Annotated in this window: 19 protein-coding genes; 11 read left to right on the top strand and 8 right to left on the bottom strand. The window is 61.5% G+C overall.

The window, feature by feature from the left end:
* The first annotated feature begins 98 nt into the window (after positions 1–98).
* The 8 genes from ACWGXF_RS14650 to ACWGXF_RS14615 all read left to right on the top strand — a co-directional run bounded on the left by ACWGXF_RS14650 (position 99) and on the right by ACWGXF_RS14615 (position 7,993).
* A complete protein-coding gene (locus tag ACWGXF_RS14650) occupies positions 99–3,074 on the top strand; it encodes a monovalent cation/H+ antiporter subunit A (protein ID WP_034361100.1) in 2,976 nt (991 codons plus the stop codon).
* Positions 3,074–3,439 (top strand): Na+/H+ antiporter subunit C, encoded by a 366-nt coding sequence (locus tag ACWGXF_RS14645; RefSeq protein WP_003061035.1) that lies wholly within the window; start codon positions 3,074–3,076, stop codon positions 3,437–3,439. The genes ACWGXF_RS14650 and ACWGXF_RS14645 overlap by 1 nt, the downstream gene beginning before the upstream one ends.
* Positions 3,436–5,268, top strand: a complete 1,833-nt coding sequence (locus ACWGXF_RS14640) for a monovalent cation/H+ antiporter subunit D (protein WP_039049282.1) — start codon at positions 3,436–3,438, stop codon at positions 5,266–5,268. The genes ACWGXF_RS14645 and ACWGXF_RS14640 overlap by 4 nt, the downstream gene beginning before the upstream one ends.
* A complete protein-coding gene (locus ACWGXF_RS14635) occupies positions 5,265–5,765 on the top strand; it encodes a Na+/H+ antiporter subunit E (RefSeq protein WP_003061039.1) in 501 nt (166 codons plus the stop codon). The genes ACWGXF_RS14640 and ACWGXF_RS14635 overlap by 4 nt, the downstream gene beginning before the upstream one ends.
* The gene (locus ACWGXF_RS14630; RefSeq protein ID WP_003057255.1) at positions 5,762–6,040 is read left to right on the top strand and encodes a K+/H+ antiporter subunit F; all 279 of its coding nucleotides are present in this window, start codon (positions 5,762–5,764) and stop codon (positions 6,038–6,040) included. Before ACWGXF_RS14635 ends, ACWGXF_RS14630 begins: the two co-directional genes overlap by 4 nt.
* On the top strand, positions 6,037–6,465 hold the full coding sequence (gene mnhG, locus ACWGXF_RS14625) for a monovalent cation/H(+) antiporter subunit G (RefSeq protein ID WP_012837551.1): 429 nt from the start codon (positions 6,037–6,039) through the stop codon (positions 6,463–6,465). Before ACWGXF_RS14630 ends, mnhG begins: the two co-directional genes overlap by 4 nt.
* Positions 6,466–6,519: 54 nt before the next feature.
* On the top strand, positions 6,520–6,897 hold the full coding sequence (gene crcB, locus ACWGXF_RS14620) for a fluoride efflux transporter CrcB (RefSeq protein ID WP_003061043.1): 378 nt from the start codon (positions 6,520–6,522) through the stop codon (positions 6,895–6,897).
* Positions 6,898–7,114: 217 nt separating this feature from the next.
* Positions 7,115–7,993: an LOG family protein gene (locus ACWGXF_RS14615; RefSeq protein WP_003078213.1), complete on the top strand. Its 879-nt coding sequence runs from the start codon at positions 7,115–7,117 to the stop codon at positions 7,991–7,993.
* A 71-nt stretch (positions 7,994–8,064) separates the two neighbouring features.
* Here ACWGXF_RS14615 and ACWGXF_RS14610 read toward each other — a convergent pair whose 3' ends face one another.
* The 7 genes from ACWGXF_RS14610 to ACWGXF_RS14580 all read right to left on the bottom strand — a co-directional run bounded on the left by ACWGXF_RS14610 (position 8,065) and on the right by ACWGXF_RS14580 (position 15,706).
* Positions 8,065–8,637, bottom strand: a complete 573-nt coding sequence (locus tag ACWGXF_RS14610) for a DUF2199 domain-containing protein (RefSeq protein WP_256630027.1) — start codon at positions 8,635–8,637, stop codon at positions 8,065–8,067.
* A gap of 11 nt (positions 8,638–8,648) precedes the next feature.
* On the bottom strand, positions 8,649–9,281 hold the full coding sequence (locus tag ACWGXF_RS14605; protein ID WP_256630028.1) for a DUF938 domain-containing protein: 633 nt from the start codon (positions 9,279–9,281) through the stop codon (positions 8,649–8,651).
* A 79-nt stretch (positions 9,282–9,360) separates the two neighbouring features.
* Entirely contained in the window at positions 9,361–9,945 is a 585-nt protein-coding gene (locus tag ACWGXF_RS14600; RefSeq protein WP_256630029.1) for a hypothetical protein, read from the bottom strand.
* Positions 9,946–10,151: 206 nt separating this feature from the next.
* Positions 10,152–10,871, bottom strand: a complete 720-nt coding sequence (locus ACWGXF_RS14595; RefSeq protein ID WP_202788274.1) for a hypothetical protein — start codon at positions 10,869–10,871, stop codon at positions 10,152–10,154.
* A gap of 300 nt (positions 10,872–11,171) precedes the next feature.
* A complete protein-coding gene (locus tag ACWGXF_RS14590; protein ID WP_256630030.1) occupies positions 11,172–11,672 on the bottom strand; it encodes a GNAT family N-acetyltransferase in 501 nt (166 codons plus the stop codon).
* A gap of 158 nt (positions 11,673–11,830) precedes the next feature.
* Positions 11,831–13,384: a fumarate hydratase gene (locus tag ACWGXF_RS14585; protein ID WP_003061052.1), complete on the bottom strand. Its 1,554-nt coding sequence runs from the start codon at positions 13,382–13,384 to the stop codon at positions 11,831–11,833.
* Between the two features lie 135 nt (positions 13,385–13,519).
* A complete protein-coding gene (locus tag ACWGXF_RS14580; RefSeq protein WP_256630031.1) occupies positions 13,520–15,706 on the bottom strand; it encodes a putative bifunctional diguanylate cyclase/phosphodiesterase in 2,187 nt (728 codons plus the stop codon).
* Between the two features lie 245 nt (positions 15,707–15,951).
* Between ACWGXF_RS14580 and fumC the strand changes: the two genes are divergently transcribed.
* The 3 genes from fumC to ACWGXF_RS14565 all read left to right on the top strand — a co-directional run bounded on the left by fumC (position 15,952) and on the right by ACWGXF_RS14565 (position 19,747).
* The gene (gene fumC, locus ACWGXF_RS14575) at positions 15,952–17,343 is read left to right on the top strand and encodes a class II fumarate hydratase (RefSeq protein ID WP_003061054.1); all 1,392 of its coding nucleotides are present in this window, start codon (positions 15,952–15,954) and stop codon (positions 17,341–17,343) included.
* Positions 17,344–17,438: 95 nt separating this feature from the next.
* Positions 17,439–18,083 (top strand): ParB-like protein, encoded by a 645-nt coding sequence (locus tag ACWGXF_RS14570; RefSeq protein WP_452102057.1) that lies wholly within the window; start codon positions 17,439–17,441, stop codon positions 18,081–18,083.
* Positions 18,080–19,747 carry a SulP family inorganic anion transporter gene (locus ACWGXF_RS14565; RefSeq protein WP_003061058.1) on the top strand — a complete coding sequence of 556 codons (1,668 nt, stop codon included), beginning with the start codon at positions 18,080–18,082 and terminating at the stop codon, positions 19,745–19,747. Before ACWGXF_RS14570 ends, ACWGXF_RS14565 begins: the two co-directional genes overlap by 4 nt.
* Here ACWGXF_RS14565 and ACWGXF_RS14560 read toward each other — a convergent pair.
* Positions 19,702–20,280 carry an SMI1/KNR4 family protein gene (locus ACWGXF_RS14560; protein ID WP_256630032.1) on the bottom strand — a complete coding sequence of 193 codons (579 nt, stop codon included), beginning with the start codon at positions 20,278–20,280 and terminating at the stop codon, positions 19,702–19,704. The genes ACWGXF_RS14565 and ACWGXF_RS14560 overlap by 46 nt on opposite strands.
* Between the last annotated feature and the right edge of the window lie 7 nt (positions 20,281–20,287).

Genomic DNA, 20,287 nt, shown 5'->3' with positions numbered 1-20,287 from the left:
TCTGTCATCAACTAAAGGTGAACTGTGGTCTAAAGTCTGTGAAATGCTCAGGTTTTTATAGCGGAAAAAATAACGTCAACCTCTAGAATGATCCGCCCATGCCCTTGATATACCTCATCCTCCTACCTTTTGCAGGCAGCCTTCTGGCTGCTTTATTGCCTGCGAATGCGCGCAATACTGAATCAACACTCGCGGGTGTCATTGCGCTGATATGCGCAATTCAGGTAGGGATGCTGTTCCCGGAAATGGCCGATGGAGCGGTGCTCAGGCAGGAGATTTCCTGGCTGCCGGCGCTGGGGCTGAATCTGGTGATCCGCATGGACGGGTTCGCCTGGCTGTTCTCCATGCTGGTCTTTGGCATTGGTGCGCTGGTGGTGCTTTACGCGCGCTACTACATGTCGCCCACTGATCCTGTACCGCGCTTTTTCTCGTTTTTTCTGGCCTTCATGGGGGCCATGGCGGGGGTGGTGCTCTCGGGAAACATCATTCAACTGGTATTTTTCTGGGAACTGACCAGTCTTTTTTCGTTCCTGCTGATCGGCTACTGGTATCACCGCAAGGATGCGCGCCGGGGCGCACGCATGGCTTTGACGGTCACGGGAACGGGCGGGCTGGCCATGCTGGTGGGCATGCTGGTACTGGGTCATATCGTAGGCAGCTATGACCTCGACAACGTTCTGGCAGCAGGGCAGCAGATTCGCGATAGTCACCTCTATCTGTTGGCATTGGTGCTGATTTTGCTTGGTGCACTAACGAAAAGTGCCCAATTTCCATTTCAGTTCTGGCTGCCAAACGCCATGGCGGCTCCCACGCCCGTGTCGGCCTATCTGCACTCGGCCACCATGGTCAAGGCCGGCGTGTTTCTGCTGGCACGGCTGTGGCCGGTGCTGGCAGACACCGATGCATGGTTCTGGCTGGTCGGCGGAGCCGGTGCCATGACGCTGCTGATTGGCGGTTATTGCGCGATGTTCCAGCATGATCTCAAGGGTTTGCTGGCTTATTCAACGATCTCGCATCTGGGGCTAATTACCTTGCTGCTGGGCCTGAACAGCAAGCTGGCTGCCGTGGCGGCGGTATTTCACATCATGAATCACGCGACCTTCAAGGCTTCGCTGTTCATGGCGGCGGGCATTGTGGACCATGAAAGCGGCACGCGTGACATCCGGCGCCTGTCGGGCCTGCGCTTCATGATGCCGATCACGGCCACGCTGGCCTGTGTGGCCAGTGCCGCCATGGCCGGTGTGCCCTTGCTCAACGGCTTCATCTCCAAGGAAATGTTCTTTGCCGAGACCGTCTATCTGGATGCAGCACCCTGGGTCAAGACTGTGCTGCCCGTGGTTGCGACCGTGGCGGGCATGTTCAGCGTGGCCTATTCGCTGCGCTTTACGTTCGATGTCTTTTTTGGGCCCCAGGCAAACGATCTCCCTCACGAGCCGCACGAGCCGCCGCACTGGATGCGTGTACCGGTGGAGCTGCTCGTGCTGGCTTGCCTGATCGTCGGCATTTTCCCGGCCTGGGCGGTGGGCGGTTTTCTGGCTGTCGCTGCAACTCCAGTCGTAGGAGGTGACTTGCCGCAGTACAGCCTGGCCATCTGGCATGGCTGGAATATGCCGCTCATCATGAGTCTGGTGGCGCTGGCCGGCGGTATCTTGCTCTACACCATGCTGCGCTGGCAGCGCACGGTCGGACACTTTGATACGACGCCCGTGCTGGGCCGTGTCAGCGGTCGCAGGATTTTTGAGAATCTGCTGGCTCGCATCACCTGGCTGGGCCGGGCGGGGCGCCGCAATCTGTCCACGCGCCGCCTGCAGTGGCAGATGCTGTGGCTGGTCTGCGTTGCTCTGGTGGCGGCAGCATTGCCAATGTGGCTATGGGGCATGAAGCTGGGCAATCGCGGCACTTTGCCCGTGTCTTCGGCTTTTGTCCTGCTCTGGGCAATTGGCTGCCTGTGTGCGCTGGGCACGGCCTGGAAAGCCAAGTACCACCGGATGACCGCATTGATCATGCTCGGCGGCACGGGCCTGTGCACGGTGCTGACCTTCCTCTGGTTCTCGGCCCCCGATCTGGCTCTGACTCAACTGGTGGTGGAAGTCGCCACCACGGTGCTGATCCTGCTGGGGCTGCGCTGGCTGCCCAAGCGGGATAAGAATATGCGCACGGCCGATAACGCCGATGCCAGGGCCAAGGCACGCCGCCTGCGCGATCTGGTGCTGTCGCTGATTGCCGGTGGTGGCATGGCCTGGCTGGCATTTGCCATGATGAGCCGGCCTTTCTATGAAAGCACCTCCACCTTCTTCCTTGAAAACGCGCTGGGCGGCGGTGGCGGCACCAATGTGGTCAATGTGATGCTGGTGGATTTCCGCGGCTTCGACACCTTTGGCGAAATCGTGGTGCTGGGCATTGTGGCCATCGTCATCTATGCGCTGCTGCGCCGCTTCCGTCCGGCACGCGAGGCCATGGACATCCCGGAGCAGCAGCGTTATGTGCCTGGCGATTTGCAGACCGACCTGCTCAACCCGCGCAATGCCAGCGATACAGCCGTGGGCTACCTGATGGTGCCAGCCGTGCTGGTGCGACTGCTGCTGCCGTTTGCGACGCTGGTGGCGGCCTATATCTTTGTGCGCGGCCATAACCAGCCCGGCGGCGGGTTTGTGGCGGGGCTGGTGTTTTCGGTCGCCTTGCTGATGCAATACATCATCTCGGGCACGCACTGGGTGGAGGCGCATCTGCCGCTGTATCCGCGTCGCTGGATTGCCGCGGGCCTGCTTTTTGCACTGGGCACGGGCCTGGGGTCGGTGGCCGTTGGCTACCCCTTCCTGACCAGCCACAGCTTTGACTTTTCGCTGCCATTGGTGGGGCATGTGCATCTCGCCAGCGCCACGTTCTTCGATATTGGCGTGTTTGCGCTGGTGGTGGGATCCACCATGCTGATCCTGACGGCGATAGCCCACCAATCGGTGCGCGGACACCGCTTTCATGCGCGCTTGCTGGAAGAGCAGGAACAAGAGGCCAAGAAGGCCGAGGCCGAGGTGCAGGCAGCTACAGCTGCAGCACTGGCAAGGGGAGGTATGTAATGGAAATCGTTCTGGCCATTGCCATCGGTGTGCTCACCGGCTCGGGCGTCTGGCTGCTGCTGCGCCCGCGTAGCTACCAGGTCATCATGGGGCTGGCGCTGCTGTCCTATGCCGTCAATCTGTTCATCTTCTCCATGGGGCGTCAGGGCCTGTCGATCAACAAGGTGCCGGTGTTGCAAAACGGTGTACCGACCGATTTGTCGCACTATGCAGACCCCATGCCTCAGGCCCTGGTGCTGACCGCCATCGTCATCGGCTTTGCCATGACGGCGCTGTTCCTGGTCGTGCTGCTGGCATCGCGCGGCGCTTCTGGAAACGACCATGTGGATGGCGTGCACTCGCGTACCGAACAGGAAATGCTATGACCGGGTGGATTGAGCATCTGATGCCGCACCTGATGCTGGCTCCCATCATGCTGCCCATGCTGACGGCAGCGCTGATGCTGTTTTTGCGTGAAGAGCGTCAGCGCCTGAAGCTGGGCATGAACATCCTGTCCACCACGATCAGTCTGGTGATCGTGGTCATGCTGCTGGGCTGGACCAACCAGGCGGGCTCTGCCGTCACCATGTCGGTCTATATGCCCGGCAACTGGCCGGCGCCCTTTGGCATCGCGCTGGCGCTGGACAGGCTGACTGCTCTGATGCTGCTGGTCACCTATGTGGTGGCACTGGCGGCGCTGGTGTTTTCCGCTGCGCGCTGGCACAAGGCCGGGGTGCACTTCCACCCCTTGTTCCAGCTGCAGCTGATGGGGCTCAGCGGTGCCTTCATCACGGCCGATCTGTTCAATCTGTTTGTGTTCTTCGAGATCATGCTGGCAGCCTCTTACGGTTTGCTGCTGCATGGTTCCGGCAGCACGCGCATTCAGGCCGGTCTTCACTATATCGCCATCAATCTGGCCGCGTCTTCGCTGTTCCTGATCGGCGTCTCCATGCTCTACGGCATTACCGGAACGCTCAATATGGCCGATCTGGCCCGCGCCATTCCGCAAGTGCAGGACGCAGACCGCGGCCTGCTGCATGCGGCAGCGGGTGTGCTGGGCACGGCATTTTTGATCAAGGCGGCGCTGTGGCCGCTGAATTTCTGGCTGGTGCCTGGCTACAGCGCGGCGACTGCGCCGGTGGGAGCCTTGTTTGCGCTCATGACCAAGGTGGGGGTCTATGTCATCTTGCGCCTGTGGACCTTGCTGTTCAGCTCGGAAGCCGGGGCATCGGCCCTGTTTGGCAGTACCTGGCTGATCGTGGGCGGCATGCTGACCATGGCCTTTGGTGCGATAGGCATGCTGGGCTCGCAACGGCTGACCCATCTGGCGGGCTTCGCCGCCATTCTTTCGTCCGGCACCCTGCTGGCCGCGACGGGTTTTGGCCAGAATCTGCTGACCGCCGGCCTGCTGTATTACCTGCCGGGCTCCACGCTGGCAGTTGCGGCCCTATTCCTGATCGCCGATGTGGTGGACCGCTGGCGCGTGGATGATGACGCGGGCGAGCCCTATGAGGACGATGAAGCGCCATTCCTCAATGCAGAGCTGTTGCCCACCGAAGGCTTCAATCTCGACGATGATGAAGAGCTCATGATCGGCCGGGCCTTCCCGGCAGCGGCGGCTTTTCTGGGTCTGAGCTTCATGGTCTGCACCTTGCTGATCTCGGGACTGCCGCCTCTGTCCGGCTTTCTCGGCAAGTTCGCCATGCTGACCAGTCTGCTCAACCCGCTGGGCATGGGTACATCCAGTGGTGTGAAGGCCGGTCCGCTGGGCTGGAGCATGGTGGCCCTGCTCATCATCACCGGTCTGATGGCGTTGGTGGCACTCACGCGCGCCGGCATCCGACATTTCTGGGCCAATCCGGAGCAGAGCGCGCCATCACTCAAGGTGGCGGAAGGCCTGCCCATCGTTGCACTGCTGCTGTGCTGTGTGGTGTTGACGGTCAAGGCCGATGATGTGATGCGCTATACCCAGCGAGCGGCCAATGCACTGCATTCGCCCGATGTCTATGTGCGTACCGTCCTGGGTCTTGCTCCGGTACCTGCGCCCAAGGAGAAGAAGGCTCAGGAGGCTGCGGGTCCCGAGGCGGCGGCACGTGCTGCAGCACTGGAAATGCAGGCAGAGCCCGTCCCCGGTATCGGCGATGAAAGCGAAGCTGCACAGGAGGCCGCTACCCAGACCGCAGCCTCGGCTCAGAAAGAGGAGGGCCGCCCATGAAGAACATCATGAAATCCATCTTCCCGGCACCGCTGCTGTCGGTAGCTCTGCTGGTGCTGTGGCTGTTGCTCAACCGCTCGGTCAGTGCCGGCCAGATCTTGCTGGGCCTGATCCTGGGCCTGCTGATCCCCGTGCTGCTGCGCGGCCTGCGCCCCTTGCCGGTGCGGGTCAGTCACCCGCTGAGCATTCTCAAACTGGCATTCCGTGTGGTCTGCGACACCTCGGTCTCCAATTTCAATGTGGTGCGTTTTCTGCTGCTGCCGCGCATGCGCAAGCACCCGGCGGCCTTTGTCCATATTCCGCTCGAGCTGCGCGATCCCAACGGGCTGGCAGTACTGGCCATGATCGTCTGTCTGACGCCGGGCACGTCCTGGGCCGAAATTTCGCGTGACCGCTCCATGCTGCTGCTGCATGCGCTGGAGGTGGAGGATGCCAAGCAGCTGGCCGACTTTGTGAAGTCCCGCTACGAGAGCCTGCTGATGGAGATTTTTGAATGAATCCCTGGTTTTATTGGGTGCTGATGGCATCTCTGGTCATGCTGCTGGCGGCCATGGGCTGCTCGGTGCTGCGCCTGCTCAAGGGGCCGCATGCGCAAGATCGCGTGCTGGCGCTGGACTGCATGTATCTCAACGGCATGCTGGCCATGCTGGTCATGGGCATTCTGTATGACAGCACCAACTATTTCGAGGCGGCCTTGCTGGTGGCTCTGTTCGGCTGCGTCGGCTCCACGGCCATGGCCAAGTTCCTGTTGCGCGGCGAGGTGATCGAATGAGTACCGAGGTCATTGGCGTGGATCTGCCGCTGTGGGCCCAGATTCTGGTGGCGGCCCTGGTCTTCGGTGGTTCGCTGATTGCTCTCATGGGCTCCGTAGGACTGCTGCGGCTCAAAAGCTATTTCGAGCGCGTGCACGCACCCTCCATCATCGCCACCATGGGCTGCTGGCTCATCATGCATGCCACCTGGATCTACTTTTCCGTCAGCGGCCAGGGCTTTGTCATGCACTCGGTGCTGATTGCCATCTTCATTGCCGTGACCGTGCCCATCACCACCATCTTCCTCATGCGCGCAGCGCTGTTTCGCTCGCGCCGGGCAGGAGAGAGCGTACCGCCCACGCTCAGCAACCTGGTGCGCAACGAACCCCTGGACGAAGAAGAGGCCGCCGAGGCCGACGAAAAGCCGGTGGCGAACAAAGTCTGAAATCCTTGGAGTCCAAGCCCTTCAGGGCGGTCGTCTTGCGCTAGATTGGCAGCCATGCTCAATATTGTTGCCATCTGCATCGGTGCCTGCCTGGGCGCCCTGTCGCGCTGGGGGCTGGGACTGTGGCTGAGTGCCGGAGCCAGCATGCCCTGGGGCACTCTTGCCGCCAATCTGATCGGCGGCTATCTGATCGGCGTCTTCATCGCGCTGTTTCAGGCCATGCCCCAGCTGGATCCAGCCTGGAAACTGGCCATCATCACCGGCTTTCTCGGGGCTCTGACCACGTTTTCCAGCTACTCGGCCGAGGTCATCGGCCTGCTGCAGCAGCAGCGCCTGGTCGCTGCTCTGGGCTGGGCCTGTGTGCATCTGGTCGGCTCTCTGTTCATGACCTACATGGGTATGCTCAGCTGGAGCATCGGGTTCAGCCGTTAAGCTGGCAGACCATTTGCCACTATTGCGGCAAACTGCTTCAGCGTTTAGAGGCGAAATACTCTCCAGGGCTATAGCTTTGTGAGCGTATAGTGCAAGCATCATCTGCACTACAGGTGCATTTGAGCTTGAAGTACTTGACGGATGGGCGGTCAGCGCTACGAAATCTTTAGGGATGGCTGTAGTCCGTGCTGCTCAGCATTCTAAGAACCGAGGGTCCATGCAAATTTCTTCACCCCTGTCCGATACCGATCTGGCCAATGCCTGGGCCGAGCTGCACAACCAGGCCCATAACGGCAAAGAGCTGGAACCTCAATCCAACCGCCTTGCATTCGCCGATCCGGAGTTCATGTTCCGCCGCGAAACCCGTGGCATCCGCATGCAGCTGGAAATGCTCAAGCCCGATCTGACCCAGATCGAGCGCGGCATCGAGCACACTGTGGTTGTCTACGGCAGCGCGCGTTTTGTGGATATGGAGCAGGCGCGCGAGCAGCTTGCGCAAGCCAAGGCCAGCGGCGATACCCAGCGCATGGCGCTGGCCGAACGCGGCATGCGCAATGCCGAGCGCTATGAGGCGGCACGCGCCTTCGCGCGCATCGTGGCGACCGAAGGCATGAAGCAGGCGCCCAGCGAGCGCTTCTACATCTGCACGGGCGGCGGCCCCGGCATCATGGAGGCCGCCAACCGCGGCGCGCATGATGCGGGTGCTCCCAATGTGGGGCTGAACATCTATCTGCCGCATGAACAGCATGGCAACCCCTACATCACGCCGGGGCTGAGTTTCAAGTTCCACTACTTTGCACTGCGCAAAATGCACTTCATGATGCGCGCCAAGGCGCTGGTGGCCTTCCCTGGCGGCTTCGGCACCATGGACGAGCTTTTTGAAGTGCTGACGCTGGTGCAGACCCACAAGAGCAAGCCCGTGCCCGTGATCCTGTTCGGCACGGAGTTCTGGAAGCGGGTGCTGAACTTCGATGTGCTGGTGGAAGAGGGCACCATTTCCGCCAAGGATCTGAACCTGTTCCGCTACACCGACGATCCGGCCGAGGCCTGGTCCTTCATCCAGCAGTTCTACCAGACCGGCTGGAACAACGGATAAACAGTCGCGCCTGATCATCAAACGGCCAGAAACCGCCAGAAGATTTTCCTCTGGCGGTTTTTTGTTGCCCATCAATGCATGAAGATAGTTCTTGATGAGCCAGTGCTTGGGCCTGGTTCGGCTTCAATGCCATGCAGCGATTGCTCGGCCAGTTGCTGGGCACGCGCGATCGAAATGCCTTCATGCTGATCGACGACCAGTGCATCGCTCTCCTTGTCGCAGCGGTGCAGCACCACGCGCGGGCGTGTGCCGTCGGCCTGGATATGCACATCGGCCGGGCGTGATTCCTGCGTGGGGTAGACGGCAATCAGATTGGACAGCCAGCCAAAGAAAATCGGGTCTTCGGGAGGTTTGTCGAAGGAGTCCAGATAGCGGTGAAAACTGGCTTCGCTGGCCGACACCCAGATGCCCCAGAGAAAGGGCTCGTCCAGGCCATGGATCGGCACTTCCAGAATGGCGCGCACATAGTATTGCGTGCCTTCGGGGTGGGCGATGACGCAGAGCTCGTCGCTAAGCTCGGCCCATTCCTCGCGCTCTTGCTCGCTCAGGCGTCGGTAGGGTGCTGGGGCATCGAAAGCAAAGCTCGGCGATCCTTCGTGAATCTGATCGCATTTGCTGCATTGGTAGGCAAAGATGGCGGCCATGGTGTAAGAGTTCAGCGTTTGCGAAATACCAGCGTACGGTTATTGGCCGGCATGGCCTGGTCGAGCTGCAACTCCATGCCGTGCTCTGCGGCCAGCGCCACGATGGCTTCAAAGTCGCGCAGGCCGCTGCGCGCATCACGCTGGCGCAGCCAGGCGTCGAAGGCGCGGTTGCTGTCGCTGGTGAAGTGGCCGCCGTAGTTGAACGGACCATAGATGGCAAACACGCCGCCTTCGGGCAAGTGCGAGCCCACCAGATCAAACATGCGCTGCACCAGCGGCCAGGCCACGATATGGCAGGTGTTGCTGGTATAGACGGCATCAAAGCCTGATGGATCCTTGGTTGCGGGCCAGGCATCGGTCGCCAGGTCGAACTCCAGCGGAGCAAGCAGATTGGGTGCTCCATGGGCGGCGTGCCAGGCCTGGATGCCTGCATGACTGTCGGCCAGGTCGCTGGTCTGCCAGATCAACTGCGGCAGGCGCGGAGCGAAGTACACGCTGTGCTGCCCGGTGCCGGAGCCTATCTCCAGCACATGCCGGCTGTGCTGAAAAGCGGACTTCAGCACCTCGAAAATAGGGGCCTGATTGTTTTCGCAGGCCTGGGAAAAAGGCCGTTGCGGGGCTGTCGATGGAAGGTTTGGGGTCATGAGGGGCTTGGCGGGCAGACACGGGAAATCGTACAGGCATCTTCTCCCGAAATGCCAAGTCCGAGCACTGCGACAGCCTTCACGGCCTGAAGCGCAGCCTGATCTCGGGTCGCACGTTCAGGCCGCCGATTTTCCAGCTGTATGCGCCCATGCCCAGCGTGGGGGTGGAGCTGGCGTTTTGCGAGAGCACCTCGGCATTGCCGGGCAGGCTGACTTTCAGGCTGCCATTCATGGTGATGCCCAGTTGCGCGAAGTCTCTCTTTTCCTTGTCCTTGAGCGGCTTGGCGGCAATCGTCATCACGCCATTCCTGTCGGTCTGCACGGTGAACATGTCCAGCAATCGCAGACCTTCACCGGGCTTTCGCTGGCCGGCAATCTCCAGCGCATAGCGCGCATTGCCTTTGTAGACGGCTTTCCTGACCTCGGGTTCGCGGCTCAGTTGCTGCGCTTGCGCCGCCAGCTCCTGGTGGTCTTTCTCGCTCAGCACGCCTTGTTTTCTGAGCTTCATCACGGCCAGGGCATTCACCACCGTGCCGTCAAAGCGGTAGCTGTAGCTGCCATCGGCCTGCACTTCCACGCTGGCGGAGAAGCGCTCAGGTACCAGGCAGGCAGTCAGCAAGGCGACGAGGGCGGTGGTCATCGACAGCGCAAAAAGCTTGTGCATGAGGACTCCTTCTGAGTGGCATTGCAGTGGCCCAGGGTGCAGAGGTCTGAGTCATCGTAGAGCAAACAGGGCATGCGCCAATAGGGGCGCTATCAAGCTTGCGTGGAGTCTTGCCGGAAGATTATTCAAAAAAGTAGCCGCAAGCGATTTCTACATAAGGGATATAGGCCCTTGGACTTGGATTTCGGCGGGTCGGCAGCGATCGTTCACTTGGACTTTGATTCGGCTTTGAGCTGGCTGATGGCTTCCTGAAAGCCCTGTAGATACTTGGTGCGCGTCTGCTCGGCCAGGCTAGGCCACTGCGCGGCTGGCAGGCTCAGCGATTCCATTGTCAGCCTGGCGGCCAGTTGCGGGTCCCGGGAGGCCTGCACCGCCTGCATACCGTGCAGATTGATCCAGTGCGGGTCGTAGGCGTGGGGTGTGCGGCGATCCCAGTCCACAACCTTGGCGATCAACTCCTGAGCCTTGTCCAGGTCCTGAAACAGATGGCGGTTGATGGGGGCTCCATAGCTCTGATTCATCACATCGACCGCTTGTCTGGCAGTGGTGTCGGCACAGCGATTGGCGTCGAAGCGGGCACGCAGCTGGCCGGCGTAGAACCAGAAGGCAGCCTCGTCCCGCAGACCTGCCTTGAACAGTGTTTGCGACAGCACATAGAACACGGGCGGTTGAAAGCGCTCGGGCGCGGCGCGTACGCGCTCGAGCACGGCTTGCTGCTGCTGAGGCGTCCCCTGCGACAGCAAGCGAAGAGCCTCCTGCCCCAGTCTGGTGTCGATCTGCGCATAGACTCCCTGGGGGACCAGTACCTGAGTCGCAGGGGAGGGCAGCGGTTTGGGCGCAGCCGATGGCTGCTGAGTCTGTGCGGAAGCAAAGCCCGAGAGCGCCACCAGCGCACCGGTCACCATCTTTGCTGCGACATGGCTCATGCTGAACTCCTTGTGCTTGCGATGCAAATCATTCTGGACGGCGTCAGACAAATACCCACTCTGTCGCATATCTTAATTAGCATGCTTGGTATCTGTGTCTCGTATTTACCAAGAAGCCCTGATTTCGATGAAGACTAGGCATCGCGTTGCCGTGAACCCCGAAAGCTTTGCTTGCTGATGGCGGCGGTGTGCCCAATGTCGGATTGGCCAGCACATCGGCTTTGTCATCGGTGCTGCGCCGATGGCCGAGAGCGGATGCCGCCTCGCCGCCGAGCCGACAGACGGTAAAAACCGGCAGGCTCAGTCCAGGGCGTTGAAGGCCCTGTGATAACTCACCTCGCCTTGCGGCGGCAGGCCTTCGAAAGTCAGGGCCTGAAAGTACTCGGCAGGCACTCCGGGCAGCACCAGGCCCGGCACCGTCCTGAAACCAAAGCGCCGGTAGTAGTCCGGATCGCCAAGCAGCACGCATCCCCGCGCAGACTGCGCTTGCAGAGCGCTGATGGCTGCCTGCATGAGTGCACTGCCGATACCCTGTCGCTGTTCTTGGGGAATGACGGAGATGGGGCCCAGGCCAAACCAGTGCAGGCTGCCGTCACTGATGGTGACGGGAGAGATGGCGACATGCCCGACGATTTGCTCGTCAATCTCTGCGACCAGGGACAGGGCAAGCGCCCCGGCTGCGCGCAACTCACGCACGATGAATTGCTCGGTGTGGTTGGTATGCGGTGCGTCCTTGAAGGCCTGTATCGTCACTTGCTCGATGGCCTGGGCGTCGGCGGGGAGTTCTGCTCGGATTTGCATGGCTTGGAATGGGTTCACAAAAATTCTGCCTCGACTATGCCGCAAATAGAGAAAGAGCCGGGGAAACGGCCAATGGCCCTGCTGCAGCCGCTGTCCAGGCGATCGGGCATGAAAAAACCGCCCAAAGGCGGTTCTTCAAGGCAGGGCCTGACGGGTGATTACACGCCGGCCACTTCAATGCCCTTGAATTCCCCGGTCGCGATCTTTTCCTTCCAGATGGCGGGGCCGGTGATGTGGGCGCTGGTGCCGCCGGCATCCACGGCCACGGTCACAGGCATGTCGACCACGTCGAATTCATAGATGGCTTCCATGCCCAGGTCTTCGAAGCCAACGACCTTGGCTTGCTTGATGGCCTTGGAGACCAGGTAGGCGGCGCCGCCCACGGCCATCAGATAGGCACTCTTGTGCTTCTTGATGGCCTCGATGGCGACGGGGCCGCGCTCGGACTTGCCGATCATCGAGATCAGGCCGGTCTGCGACAGCATCATGTCGGTGAACTTGTCCATGCGGGTGGCCGTGGTGGGGCCTGCTGGGCCGACCACTTCGTCGCGCACAGGGTCCACGGGGCCTACGTAGTAGATCACGCGGTTGGTGAAGTCCACGGGCAGTTTCTCGCCCTTGGCCAGCATGTCCTGGATGCGCTTGTGGGCGGCGTCTCGGCCGGTCAGCATCTTGCCATTGAGCAGCAGTGTGTCGCCGGGCTTCCAGCTGGCCACTTCTTCCTTGGTCAGATTGTTAAGGTCGACCTTCTTGGACTTGTTGTAGTCGGGGTGCCAGTCGATCTTGGGCCAGGTGTCCAGCGAGGGGGCATCCAGGTGCACGGGGCCTGATCCATCCATCACGAAGTGGGCGTGGCGCGTGGCGGCGCAGTTGGGAATCATGGCCACGGGCTTGGAGGCCGCGTGCGTGGGGTACATATTGATCTTGACGTCCAGCACCGTGGTCAGGCCGCCCAGGCCTTGGGCGCCTATGCCCAGGGCGTTGATCTTTTCAAACAGTTCCAGGCGCAGCTTTTCCACGTCATCGAGCTCTGCACCGCTGGCAGCTTTTTGCTGCAGCTCGTACATATTGAGGTCTTCCATCAGGCTTTCCTTGGCCAGCAGGACGGCCTTTTCAGCCGTGCCGCCGATGCCAATACCCAGCATGCCGGGCGGGCACCAGCCTGCGCCCATGGTGGGGACGGTCTTCAGAACCCAGTCCACGATGTTGTCGCTGGGGTTCATCATGATCATCTTGGACTTGTTCTCTGAGCCGCCGCCCTTGGCGGCCACGGTCACGTCCACCTTGTCGCCAGGCACGATCTGCACATTGATCACGGCGGGGGTGTTGTCCTTGGTGTTCTTGCGCTTGAACTGGGGATCGGCCACGACGGAGGCGCGCAGCGTGTTGTCGGGGTGGTTGTAGCCACGGCGTACGCCTTCATTGATGGCGTCTTCCAACCCCATGGTGAAGCCTTCCCACTTGACGTCCATGCCCACTTTCAGGAACACGTTGACGATGCCGGTGTCCTGGCAGATGGGGCGCTGGCCGGTGGCCGCCATCTTGGAGTTGGTCAGGATCTGTGCCATCGCATCCTTGGCCGCAGGGCTTTGCTCGCGTTCATAGGCGCGGGCCAGATGCTGGATGAAATCCGGCGTGTGGTAGTAACTGATGTACTGGAGGGCACCTGCGATCGAATCGATCAGGTCCTGCTGGCGGATGGAGGTGGTCATCGTGAAGCTTCTCGGGGGTTGCAATCTGTACGCGTGGGGCGCGCACGGTAAACCCATCGATTATCGGTCCAGACGACAATTCTTGCAGCCATAACCCACCAGTCTTATATATGACTGGTGGGTGCTGTGTGGCGTTCAGCCGGTCAGTGCGCCGAGGATGGAGGCCGAGAAATCGGCCTGACCACCTCGGCGATCGCCTCTTGCCCAGGCCAGCAGGCTGTCCGCCGGCATGGGGCGCGCGTAGAAGTAGCCCTGAAGCTCATCGCATTGCATGTCGATCAGGATGTCCCGCTGACCCGCAGTTTCCACACCCTCGGCCACCACACGCAGGCCCAGGGCATGGGCCAGGCGCACGACGGCATGGACCACGGCGCGGGCATCTTCCTCGGTTTCCAGGTCGCGGATGAAGCTGCGGTCGATCTTCAGCTGCTGCGCGGGCAACTGACGCAGATAGTTGAGGCTGGAGTAGCCGGTGCCAAAGTCGTCGATAGAGAGAAAGATGCCGATGTCGCGCAACTCCTCGATTGCGCGCTGCGTGGCCTGGGTGTCTTCCATGGCCACGGATTCGGTGATCTCGCAGAGCAGCTGGCTGGCCTGTACGTCGTGGCGCAGCAGCGTCTGGGTGATGCGATCTGCCAGGCCGCTTTCGCGCAGCTGGTGCACGGAAAGATTGATCGCCACCCGCATCTGCAGTCCCATATCGCGCCACAGGGCCAGCTGGCGGCAGGCTTCTTCGATCACCCAGTTGCCCAGGCTGTTGATGATGCCGAAGCGCTCGGCCAGGGGAATGAAGATGTCCGGGGCAATCATGCCGCGTTCGGGGTGAGCCCAGCGCAGCAGCGCCTCGACCCCGATGATGTTGCCGCGCTCGCTGTCGATCTTGGGCTGGTAATGCAACTCCATCTGACCGCGCTGAATGGCGTGGCGCAGGTCGTTTTGCAGCTCCAGCTGCTCGGATGCATCGCTGCCCATATGCGGCTCGAACACTGCAAAACCGTTGCCACCATTGCGTTTGGCTGCGTACATGGCGGCGTCTGCGTTGGCGATCAGGTGGTCGCGGTCACCATGGTCGGGAAAGGCCACGATGCCGATGGAGCAGGTGATCTGCAGCTCCTTGTTGCCTAGGCGAAAGGGCTGACTAAGCGCCTTGAGAATGCGATTGGCCACCGCCATGCAGGCGGCCACGTCCTGGGTGTCCTCCAGCAGCACCAGGAACTCATCCCCGCCCACGCGGGCCACGGTATCGCTGCTGCGGGCTTCCGCCATGAGGCGCTCGGCCGCGCTGACGAGGATCTGGTCGCCTGCTGCATGACCGAAGGAGTCGTTGATGGGCTTGAAGCCGTCCAGATCCACAAACAAGATTCCCAGCCGCTCCTTGATTCGTGATCGGTTGGCGCGCTCCAGGCGCAGCAGGGCATGGATGAGGCGGTCTTCGAACAGCAGCCGGTTGGGCAGATTGGTCAGCGGATCGGCAAAGGCGCGCTGGCGCAGCTCGGTATTGGCCAGCTGCAGCTTGGCATTGGCTTCCTGCAGCGATTGATTGAGCTTGAAGGCTGTGCTTTGCAGGCGCGCATCGAGCAAGGTGCTGAACATCGCCGCAATCAGCAGCATGACCGTGGTGATGATGATGATGGTGGTGAGCTCGGGGCCGCTCAGGGCTTCCGCACTCAGGCAGACCGAGCCGCTGGCAAAGCTGGCTGCCGACATTCCGGTGTAGTGCATGCCACAGATTGCAAAGCCCATGACCAGTGCCGCCAATGTCTGGAACAACCACAGCCGCTTGCCGGAGAGCGAAAACAGCGCGCGAAACAGAGTCAGCGCCGTGGCCGAGGCCAGTACTGCGATCAGAGCGGAGGCCGCCACCAGCGGCCAGTCCCAAGCAATCGGGATGGACATCTCGATGGCAAGCATGCCCAGATAGTGCATGGCGCAGATGCCGCCGCCCATGAGCAGCGAGGCGCCCAGAAAATGAGGCCAGCGGTATTCGGCCCTGGTTGCCACTCCAAAGGCCAATGCCGATGCCGCGACTGCCGCGACCCAGGATGCCAGCGTCAGAGCACCGCTGTAACCCAGGGTGATGGGCAGCTCAAACGCCTGCATGCCGATGAAGTGCATGGCCCAGACCCCCGTGCCCATCACCATGGCGCCGATGGCCCACCAGATGCGTCCGATTCTGCCCGAGGCCATGCGCATGCGACGGGCCAGACCCAGCGTCACAAAAGAGGCAAATACCGCGATGACGATGGAGACACACACCATCATCGTGCTGTAACTTGATGTCATGACGGTGGTGGCGATGGGGGTGGAAAGATCAGTGAACATTGATGTGGCGGGCCAGCAAGGCCGGTCGGATTCTTTGTCCGACATTGATTTAATGTAACTATGTATTTCTGGCCTTGCCGGCGCAGGGGTGTTGCCTCGATTGTGCTTGCCGCCTGCCGGGCTGAGCTAGCATGGACCGGTTGTGGGAGTGGCCTGCCTGGCGGTGGGTCGACTTCCGTTTGCGGCCAACGGCAGCCAGATTTCTTCAGCCAGCTGCGCCGAGTTGTATTGCAAGGAGCGATTCCATGACAGTCACCCGCCAGGAAAAAGACACTTTTGGCCTGATCGATGTACCCGCCAACAAGCTCTGGGGCGCGCAGACGCAGCGCTCGCTGCAGAATTTTGACATCAGCGGCGAGCAGCAACCGCGTGAAATCATTGCTGCGCTGGCGCAGGTCAAAAAGGCCTCCGCCAGCGTCAACCAGGCGCTGGGTCTGCTGGACGAGAAAAAATCCAGAGCCATCAATGCGGCCGCCGATGAGGTGCTCGCGGGCAAGCACCCCGATGAGTTCCCCCTGGTGGTCTGGCAGACAGGTTCCGGCACCCAGACCAATATGAACGTCAACGAGGTGCTGGCCAATCGGGCCAGCGAGCTGATGGGCGGCGAGCGCGGTGAAGCCCGTCTGGTGCACCCGAATGACGACGTGAACAAAAGCCAGTCCAGCAACGATGTCTATCCCACGGCCATGCATGTGGCGGCGGTGACGGCCATCGAACACAAGTTGCTGCCTGCCATCGCCAAGCTGCGTGTCACGCTGCTGGCCAAGAGCGAAGCCTTTGCCGATATCGTCAAGATCGGTCGCACGCATTTGCAGGATGCCACGCCGCTGACGCTGGGTCAGGAAATATCCGGCTGGGTGGCCCAGCTGGCCCATGGCGAAGCCCATGTGCGGGCTGCATTGCCGCATCTGTATGAGCTGGCCCTGGGGGGGACGGCCGTGGGTACGGGGCTGAATGCCCCCAAGGGCTATGCCGAAGGCGTGGCGGCGGAACTGGCCAGACTGACAGGCTCCCCGTTTGTCACCTCGCCCAACAAGTTCGAGTCTCTGGCGAGCTGCGACGGCTTGGTTTATGCACATGGAGCTCTCAAGACGCTGGCTGCAAGCCTGATGAAAATCGCCAACGACGTGCGCTGGCTGGCATCCGGGCCGCGCAGCGGCCTGGGCGAAATCTCGATCCCGGAGAACGAGCCGGGTTCGTCCATCATGCCGGGCAAGGTCAATCCCACGCAGTCCGAAGCCGTGACCATGCTTTGCGCCCAGGTGTTCGGCAACGATGTGGCCATCAATTTCGGCGGAGCCTCGGGCAACTTCGAGCTCAATGTGTTCCGCCCCATGGTGGCGCACAACTTCCTGCAAAGCGTGCGCCTGCTGGCCGACGGCATGGTCAGTTTCAACGATCACTGCGCCGTGGGTATAGAGCCCAACCGCGCGCGCATTGACGAACTGGTAGGCCGTTCGCTGATGCTGGTGACAGCGCTCAACACGCATATCGGTTACGACAAGGCAGCCTATATTGCCAAGAAGGCGCACAAGGAGGGCAGCAGCCTGCGAGACGCGGCCATTGCCAGCGGCCATGTGACGGCCGAGCAGTTCGACCAGTGGGTCGTGCCCGAGCAGATGGTCGGCAATCTGTAAGCCGGTTTCGTACTGAAAAGAGCCCGCCTGCCGGGCTCTTTTCTTTTTGTCCAGGGTTTGCACACAATGCGACATCGTTGATGACTGGAGTCGGCATGCCCGCACAGCAGCACCTGGAGCAGGTTTCGGTTTCGGATCTACGGCCCACGCAGATGACGGTGGGGGCTGCCGAAGTGTCGCTCAAACGCTCTCAATGGGCTCAGCTGAAATCCAAGGCTCGCGACAAACTGTTGCTCAGTCACTGGTTTCCTGCCGTGAAAGGTCCTCAGGGCCGGTTTTTCATCGTGGATCACCATCATCTGGGACTGGCGCTGATGCAAGAAGCGGTCAAAACCGTCTGGGTCATGCAACTGGCCGATCTGAGCGAACAGGGCGCGGAGATGTTTTGGCGCGTCATGGAGTTCCACCACTGGGCGCACCCTTATGACGAGAAGGGGCGGCGTTGCGAGTTTTCGCAGATCCCCCAGCAACTGAGCCAGCTTAGGGATGACCCGTATCGCAGCTTGGCGGGGGAGGTGCGCAAGGCCGGTGGTTATGCCAAGGATGCCTCGCCTTATACCGAGTTCCTCTGGGCTGATTTCTACCGGCCTCTGTTTCGCAAGGCGGATTTGCGCAGCAGTGGCGGTTTGGGCTTGCCTGAGTCTGCGGTCGTGGAGGCTGTTGCGCTGGCCCGTAGCGTCAAGGCGCAGTTCTTGCCCGGCTGGTCAGGTGTGACCAGCAATCTGCACAAGCCTTTATGACTGCGCGCTGGATGCTTGCGGGCGCGGACTGGATTGCGGGCCTGTCTATCGCGGGGCTGCTGCTGCCCGAGGCCGTGGCCTATTCTGGCATTGCCGGTGCGCCGCCCCAGGCCGGGGTGATTGCGCTGTTTGCGGGCTTGCTGGTCTATGGGCTGCTCGGTACCAGCCGCTTTGCGATTGTGTCGTCGACCTCATCCTCAGCGGCTGTGCTGCTGGCGGCCACGGGCTCGGTGCTGCATGTCTCGGCCGATCATCGCGCGCTCATGGGTGTGGCCATGGTGCTGGTGGCTGGGGTGATGTTTGTGCTGGCGGGCCTGCTGCGGCTGGGCGGCATCTCGCAATTCATTGCCAAGCCCGTGCTGCGCGGCTTTGCCATTGGTCTGGCGCTGACCATTGTGGTCAAGCAACTGCCACTGGCTGTGGGCGTGCATCCCGCGCATAGCGACTTTCTGCATTTCAGCTGGGACTTGATCGCGCTGCTACCGCGCTGGAACTGGTATGGCCTGACCATGCTGCTTGTGGCCTTGCTGGCGCTGCGGCTTCTGGCACGGTGGAAGGCCGTGCCCGGTGCTTTGCTGGTGATTGCGGCGGGCATTGCGCTCGATGCACTGGGCTTTTGCAGGAGCTGGGGCATAGCGCCTGTGGGTTCGCTGCAACTGGGTGCTGCGCATCTGGCCCTGCCTGCGCTGGACTGGAGCGACTGGCTGCGCGTGGGGCAGCTGGCTGTGGCGCTGGCCCTGATTCTGTATGCCGAGTCATACAGCTCCATCCGCTCGCTGGCGCTGCGCCATGGCGATGGGGTGAACAGCAACCGCGATCTGCTGGCGCTGGGCGGCGCCAATATGGCCTCGGCCCTGTTTCAGGGCCTGCCTGTGGGGGCAGGGTTTTCGGCCAGCTCGGCCAATGAGGTGGCTGGCGCGCAGACCAAGGCCGCAGGCCTGATTGCCTGCGCCGTGGTGGCCGTGCTGGTGTGGCAGTTGCTGCCCTGGATGGAGCGAATCCCTGAGCCCTTGCTGGCCGCCATCGTCATTCATGCGGTGGCGCATTCGCTCAACTGGCGCACGCTGCAGCCTTATTTCATCTGGCAGCGTGATCGCGCCGTGGCGCTCACAGCTTTTGCTGCCGTGATTGTGCTGGGTGTGCTTGATGGCCTGCTGCTGGCCATGGTGGTCAGCATTGTGATGCTGCTCAAGCGCATGGCCCAGTCCCATGTCAGCGAGCTGGGGCGGCTGGTGGGCAGCCATGATTTTGTGGACCGCCAGCGCCACCCAGAAGCGCAGCCTGTGCCGGGTCTGCTGATTCTGCGGCCCGAGGAAAGCCTGTTCTTTGGCAATGCCGAGGCTGTGATGAGCGATATCCGCGCGCGCGTGGCGCAAGCTGCAGATGTGCATGCCGTGGTGCTGAGTCTGGAAGAAAGCCCTGATCTGGACAGCACCGGCATTGAGGCACTGGGCGAGCTGGCGTGTCAGCTGCAGCAAGCCGGGGTGCTGCTGCGGCTGGCCCGCGTCAAGGACAGTCTGCGCGAGCTGCTGCAGCGCGTGCAGATGCCGGGGCTCAACCCCGACTGCTATTCAGCCTGGAGCGTGGACGATGCCGTGCAGGCCTTGACCGCCGATTTTCACCAGGTGCCCGGCGGTGCCACACAGCCTGCGTCTTCGATATAGACATGTTTGCCTTGCTCCAGCTCGTCGGCCAGCAGCGCCAGCCAGGCCGAGAAGCTGGGTGCAAACACGCCCTTGGGGCCTCCCTCGTGATCAAACTCGATGATCTGGCCCGCATGGCCACCAGCCGCTGGCGCAAGGTCCAGCATGGCGCCATCGCCGCAGTTGTCGGTCAGGGGAACACGCAGTGCATCCCAGTACACGGGGCGCAGGGGGCCTTGCAGATAGTCGGGGTTGTAGTCCGGGCCAAGCCCCCAGCCTTCGCTCTTTTGCATGTCCGCATACATCTGCCAGACCTCCAGCATGCGCTGTGTGGACAGCAGCTCGCCAAAGTACAGCAGATAGGCCTCATTGGCCGCGCCGTTGTGCAGGGCCAGTGACTCACGCACATCGTCCGGCAGGCGCTGACCCAGGGCGGTTTCCAGCTCGGCAATTTCTGCCTCGCTGGCGCCATCGGCCAAGACCAGAGTGTCTTTGGGTGTGTTCTGGGCATACCAGGCGCCGATGCGCTGCCAGCTTTGGGCGATGGATGACATGGTGCTC

It is taken from the genome of Comamonas sp. HJ-2, assembly GCF_053615495.1.
The sequence above is the reverse complement of the archived record's forward strand: the minus strand, read 5'-3'. Positions and strand labels throughout refer to the sequence as shown.

Bases quoted from the DNA above. Each gene is read 5' to 3' on its own strand.
- ACWGXF_RS14650 (WP_034361100.1), top strand. From the start codon at position 99: ATGCCCTTGATATACCTCATCCTCCTACCTTTTGCAGGCAGCCTTCTG.
- ACWGXF_RS14645 (WP_003061035.1), top strand. From the start codon at position 3,074: ATGGAAATCGTTCTGGCCATTGCCATCGGTGTGCTCACCGGCTCGGGC.
- ACWGXF_RS14640 (WP_039049282.1), top strand. From the start codon at position 3,436: ATGACCGGGTGGATTGAGCATCTGATGCCGCACCTGATGCTGGCTCCC.
- ACWGXF_RS14635 (WP_003061039.1), top strand. From the start codon at position 5,265: ATGAAGAACATCATGAAATCCATCTTCCCGGCACCGCTGCTGTCGGTA.
- ACWGXF_RS14630 (WP_003057255.1), top strand. From the start codon at position 5,762: ATGAATCCCTGGTTTTATTGGGTGCTGATGGCATCTCTGGTCATGCTG.
- mnhG (WP_012837551.1), top strand. From the start codon at position 6,037: ATGAGTACCGAGGTCATTGGCGTGGATCTGCCGCTGTGGGCCCAGATT.
- crcB (WP_003061043.1), top strand. From the start codon at position 6,520: ATGCTCAATATTGTTGCCATCTGCATCGGTGCCTGCCTGGGCGCCCTG.
- ACWGXF_RS14615 (WP_003078213.1), top strand. From the start codon at position 7,115: ATGCAAATTTCTTCACCCCTGTCCGATACCGATCTGGCCAATGCCTGG.
- ACWGXF_RS14610 (WP_256630027.1), bottom strand. From the start codon at position 8,637: ATGGCCGCCATCTTTGCCTACCAATGCAGCAAATGCGATCAGATTCAC.
- ACWGXF_RS14605 (WP_256630028.1), bottom strand. From the start codon at position 9,281: ATGACCCCAAACCTTCCATCGACAGCCCCGCAACGGCCTTTTTCCCAG.
- ACWGXF_RS14600 (WP_256630029.1), bottom strand. From the start codon at position 9,945: ATGCACAAGCTTTTTGCGCTGTCGATGACCACCGCCCTCGTCGCCTTG.
- ACWGXF_RS14595 (WP_202788274.1), bottom strand. From the start codon at position 10,871: ATGAGCCATGTCGCAGCAAAGATGGTGACCGGTGCGCTGGTGGCGCTC.
- ACWGXF_RS14590 (WP_256630030.1), bottom strand. From the start codon at position 11,672: ATGCAAATCCGAGCAGAACTCCCCGCCGACGCCCAGGCCATCGAGCAA.
- ACWGXF_RS14585 (WP_003061052.1), bottom strand. From the start codon at position 13,384: ATGACCACCTCCATCCGCCAGCAGGACCTGATCGATTCGATCGCAGGT.
- ACWGXF_RS14580 (WP_256630031.1), bottom strand. From the start codon at position 15,706: ATGTTCACTGATCTTTCCACCCCCATCGCCACCACCGTCATGACATCA.
- fumC (WP_003061054.1), top strand. From the start codon at position 15,952: ATGACAGTCACCCGCCAGGAAAAAGACACTTTTGGCCTGATCGATGTA.
- ACWGXF_RS14570 (WP_452102057.1), top strand. From the start codon at position 17,439: ATGCCCGCACAGCAGCACCTGGAGCAGGTTTCGGTTTCGGATCTACGG.
- ACWGXF_RS14565 (WP_003061058.1), top strand. From the start codon at position 18,080: ATGACTGCGCGCTGGATGCTTGCGGGCGCGGACTGGATTGCGGGCCTG.
- ACWGXF_RS14560 (WP_256630032.1), bottom strand. From the start codon at position 20,280: ATGTCATCCATCGCCCAAAGCTGGCAGCGCATCGGCGCCTGGTATGCC.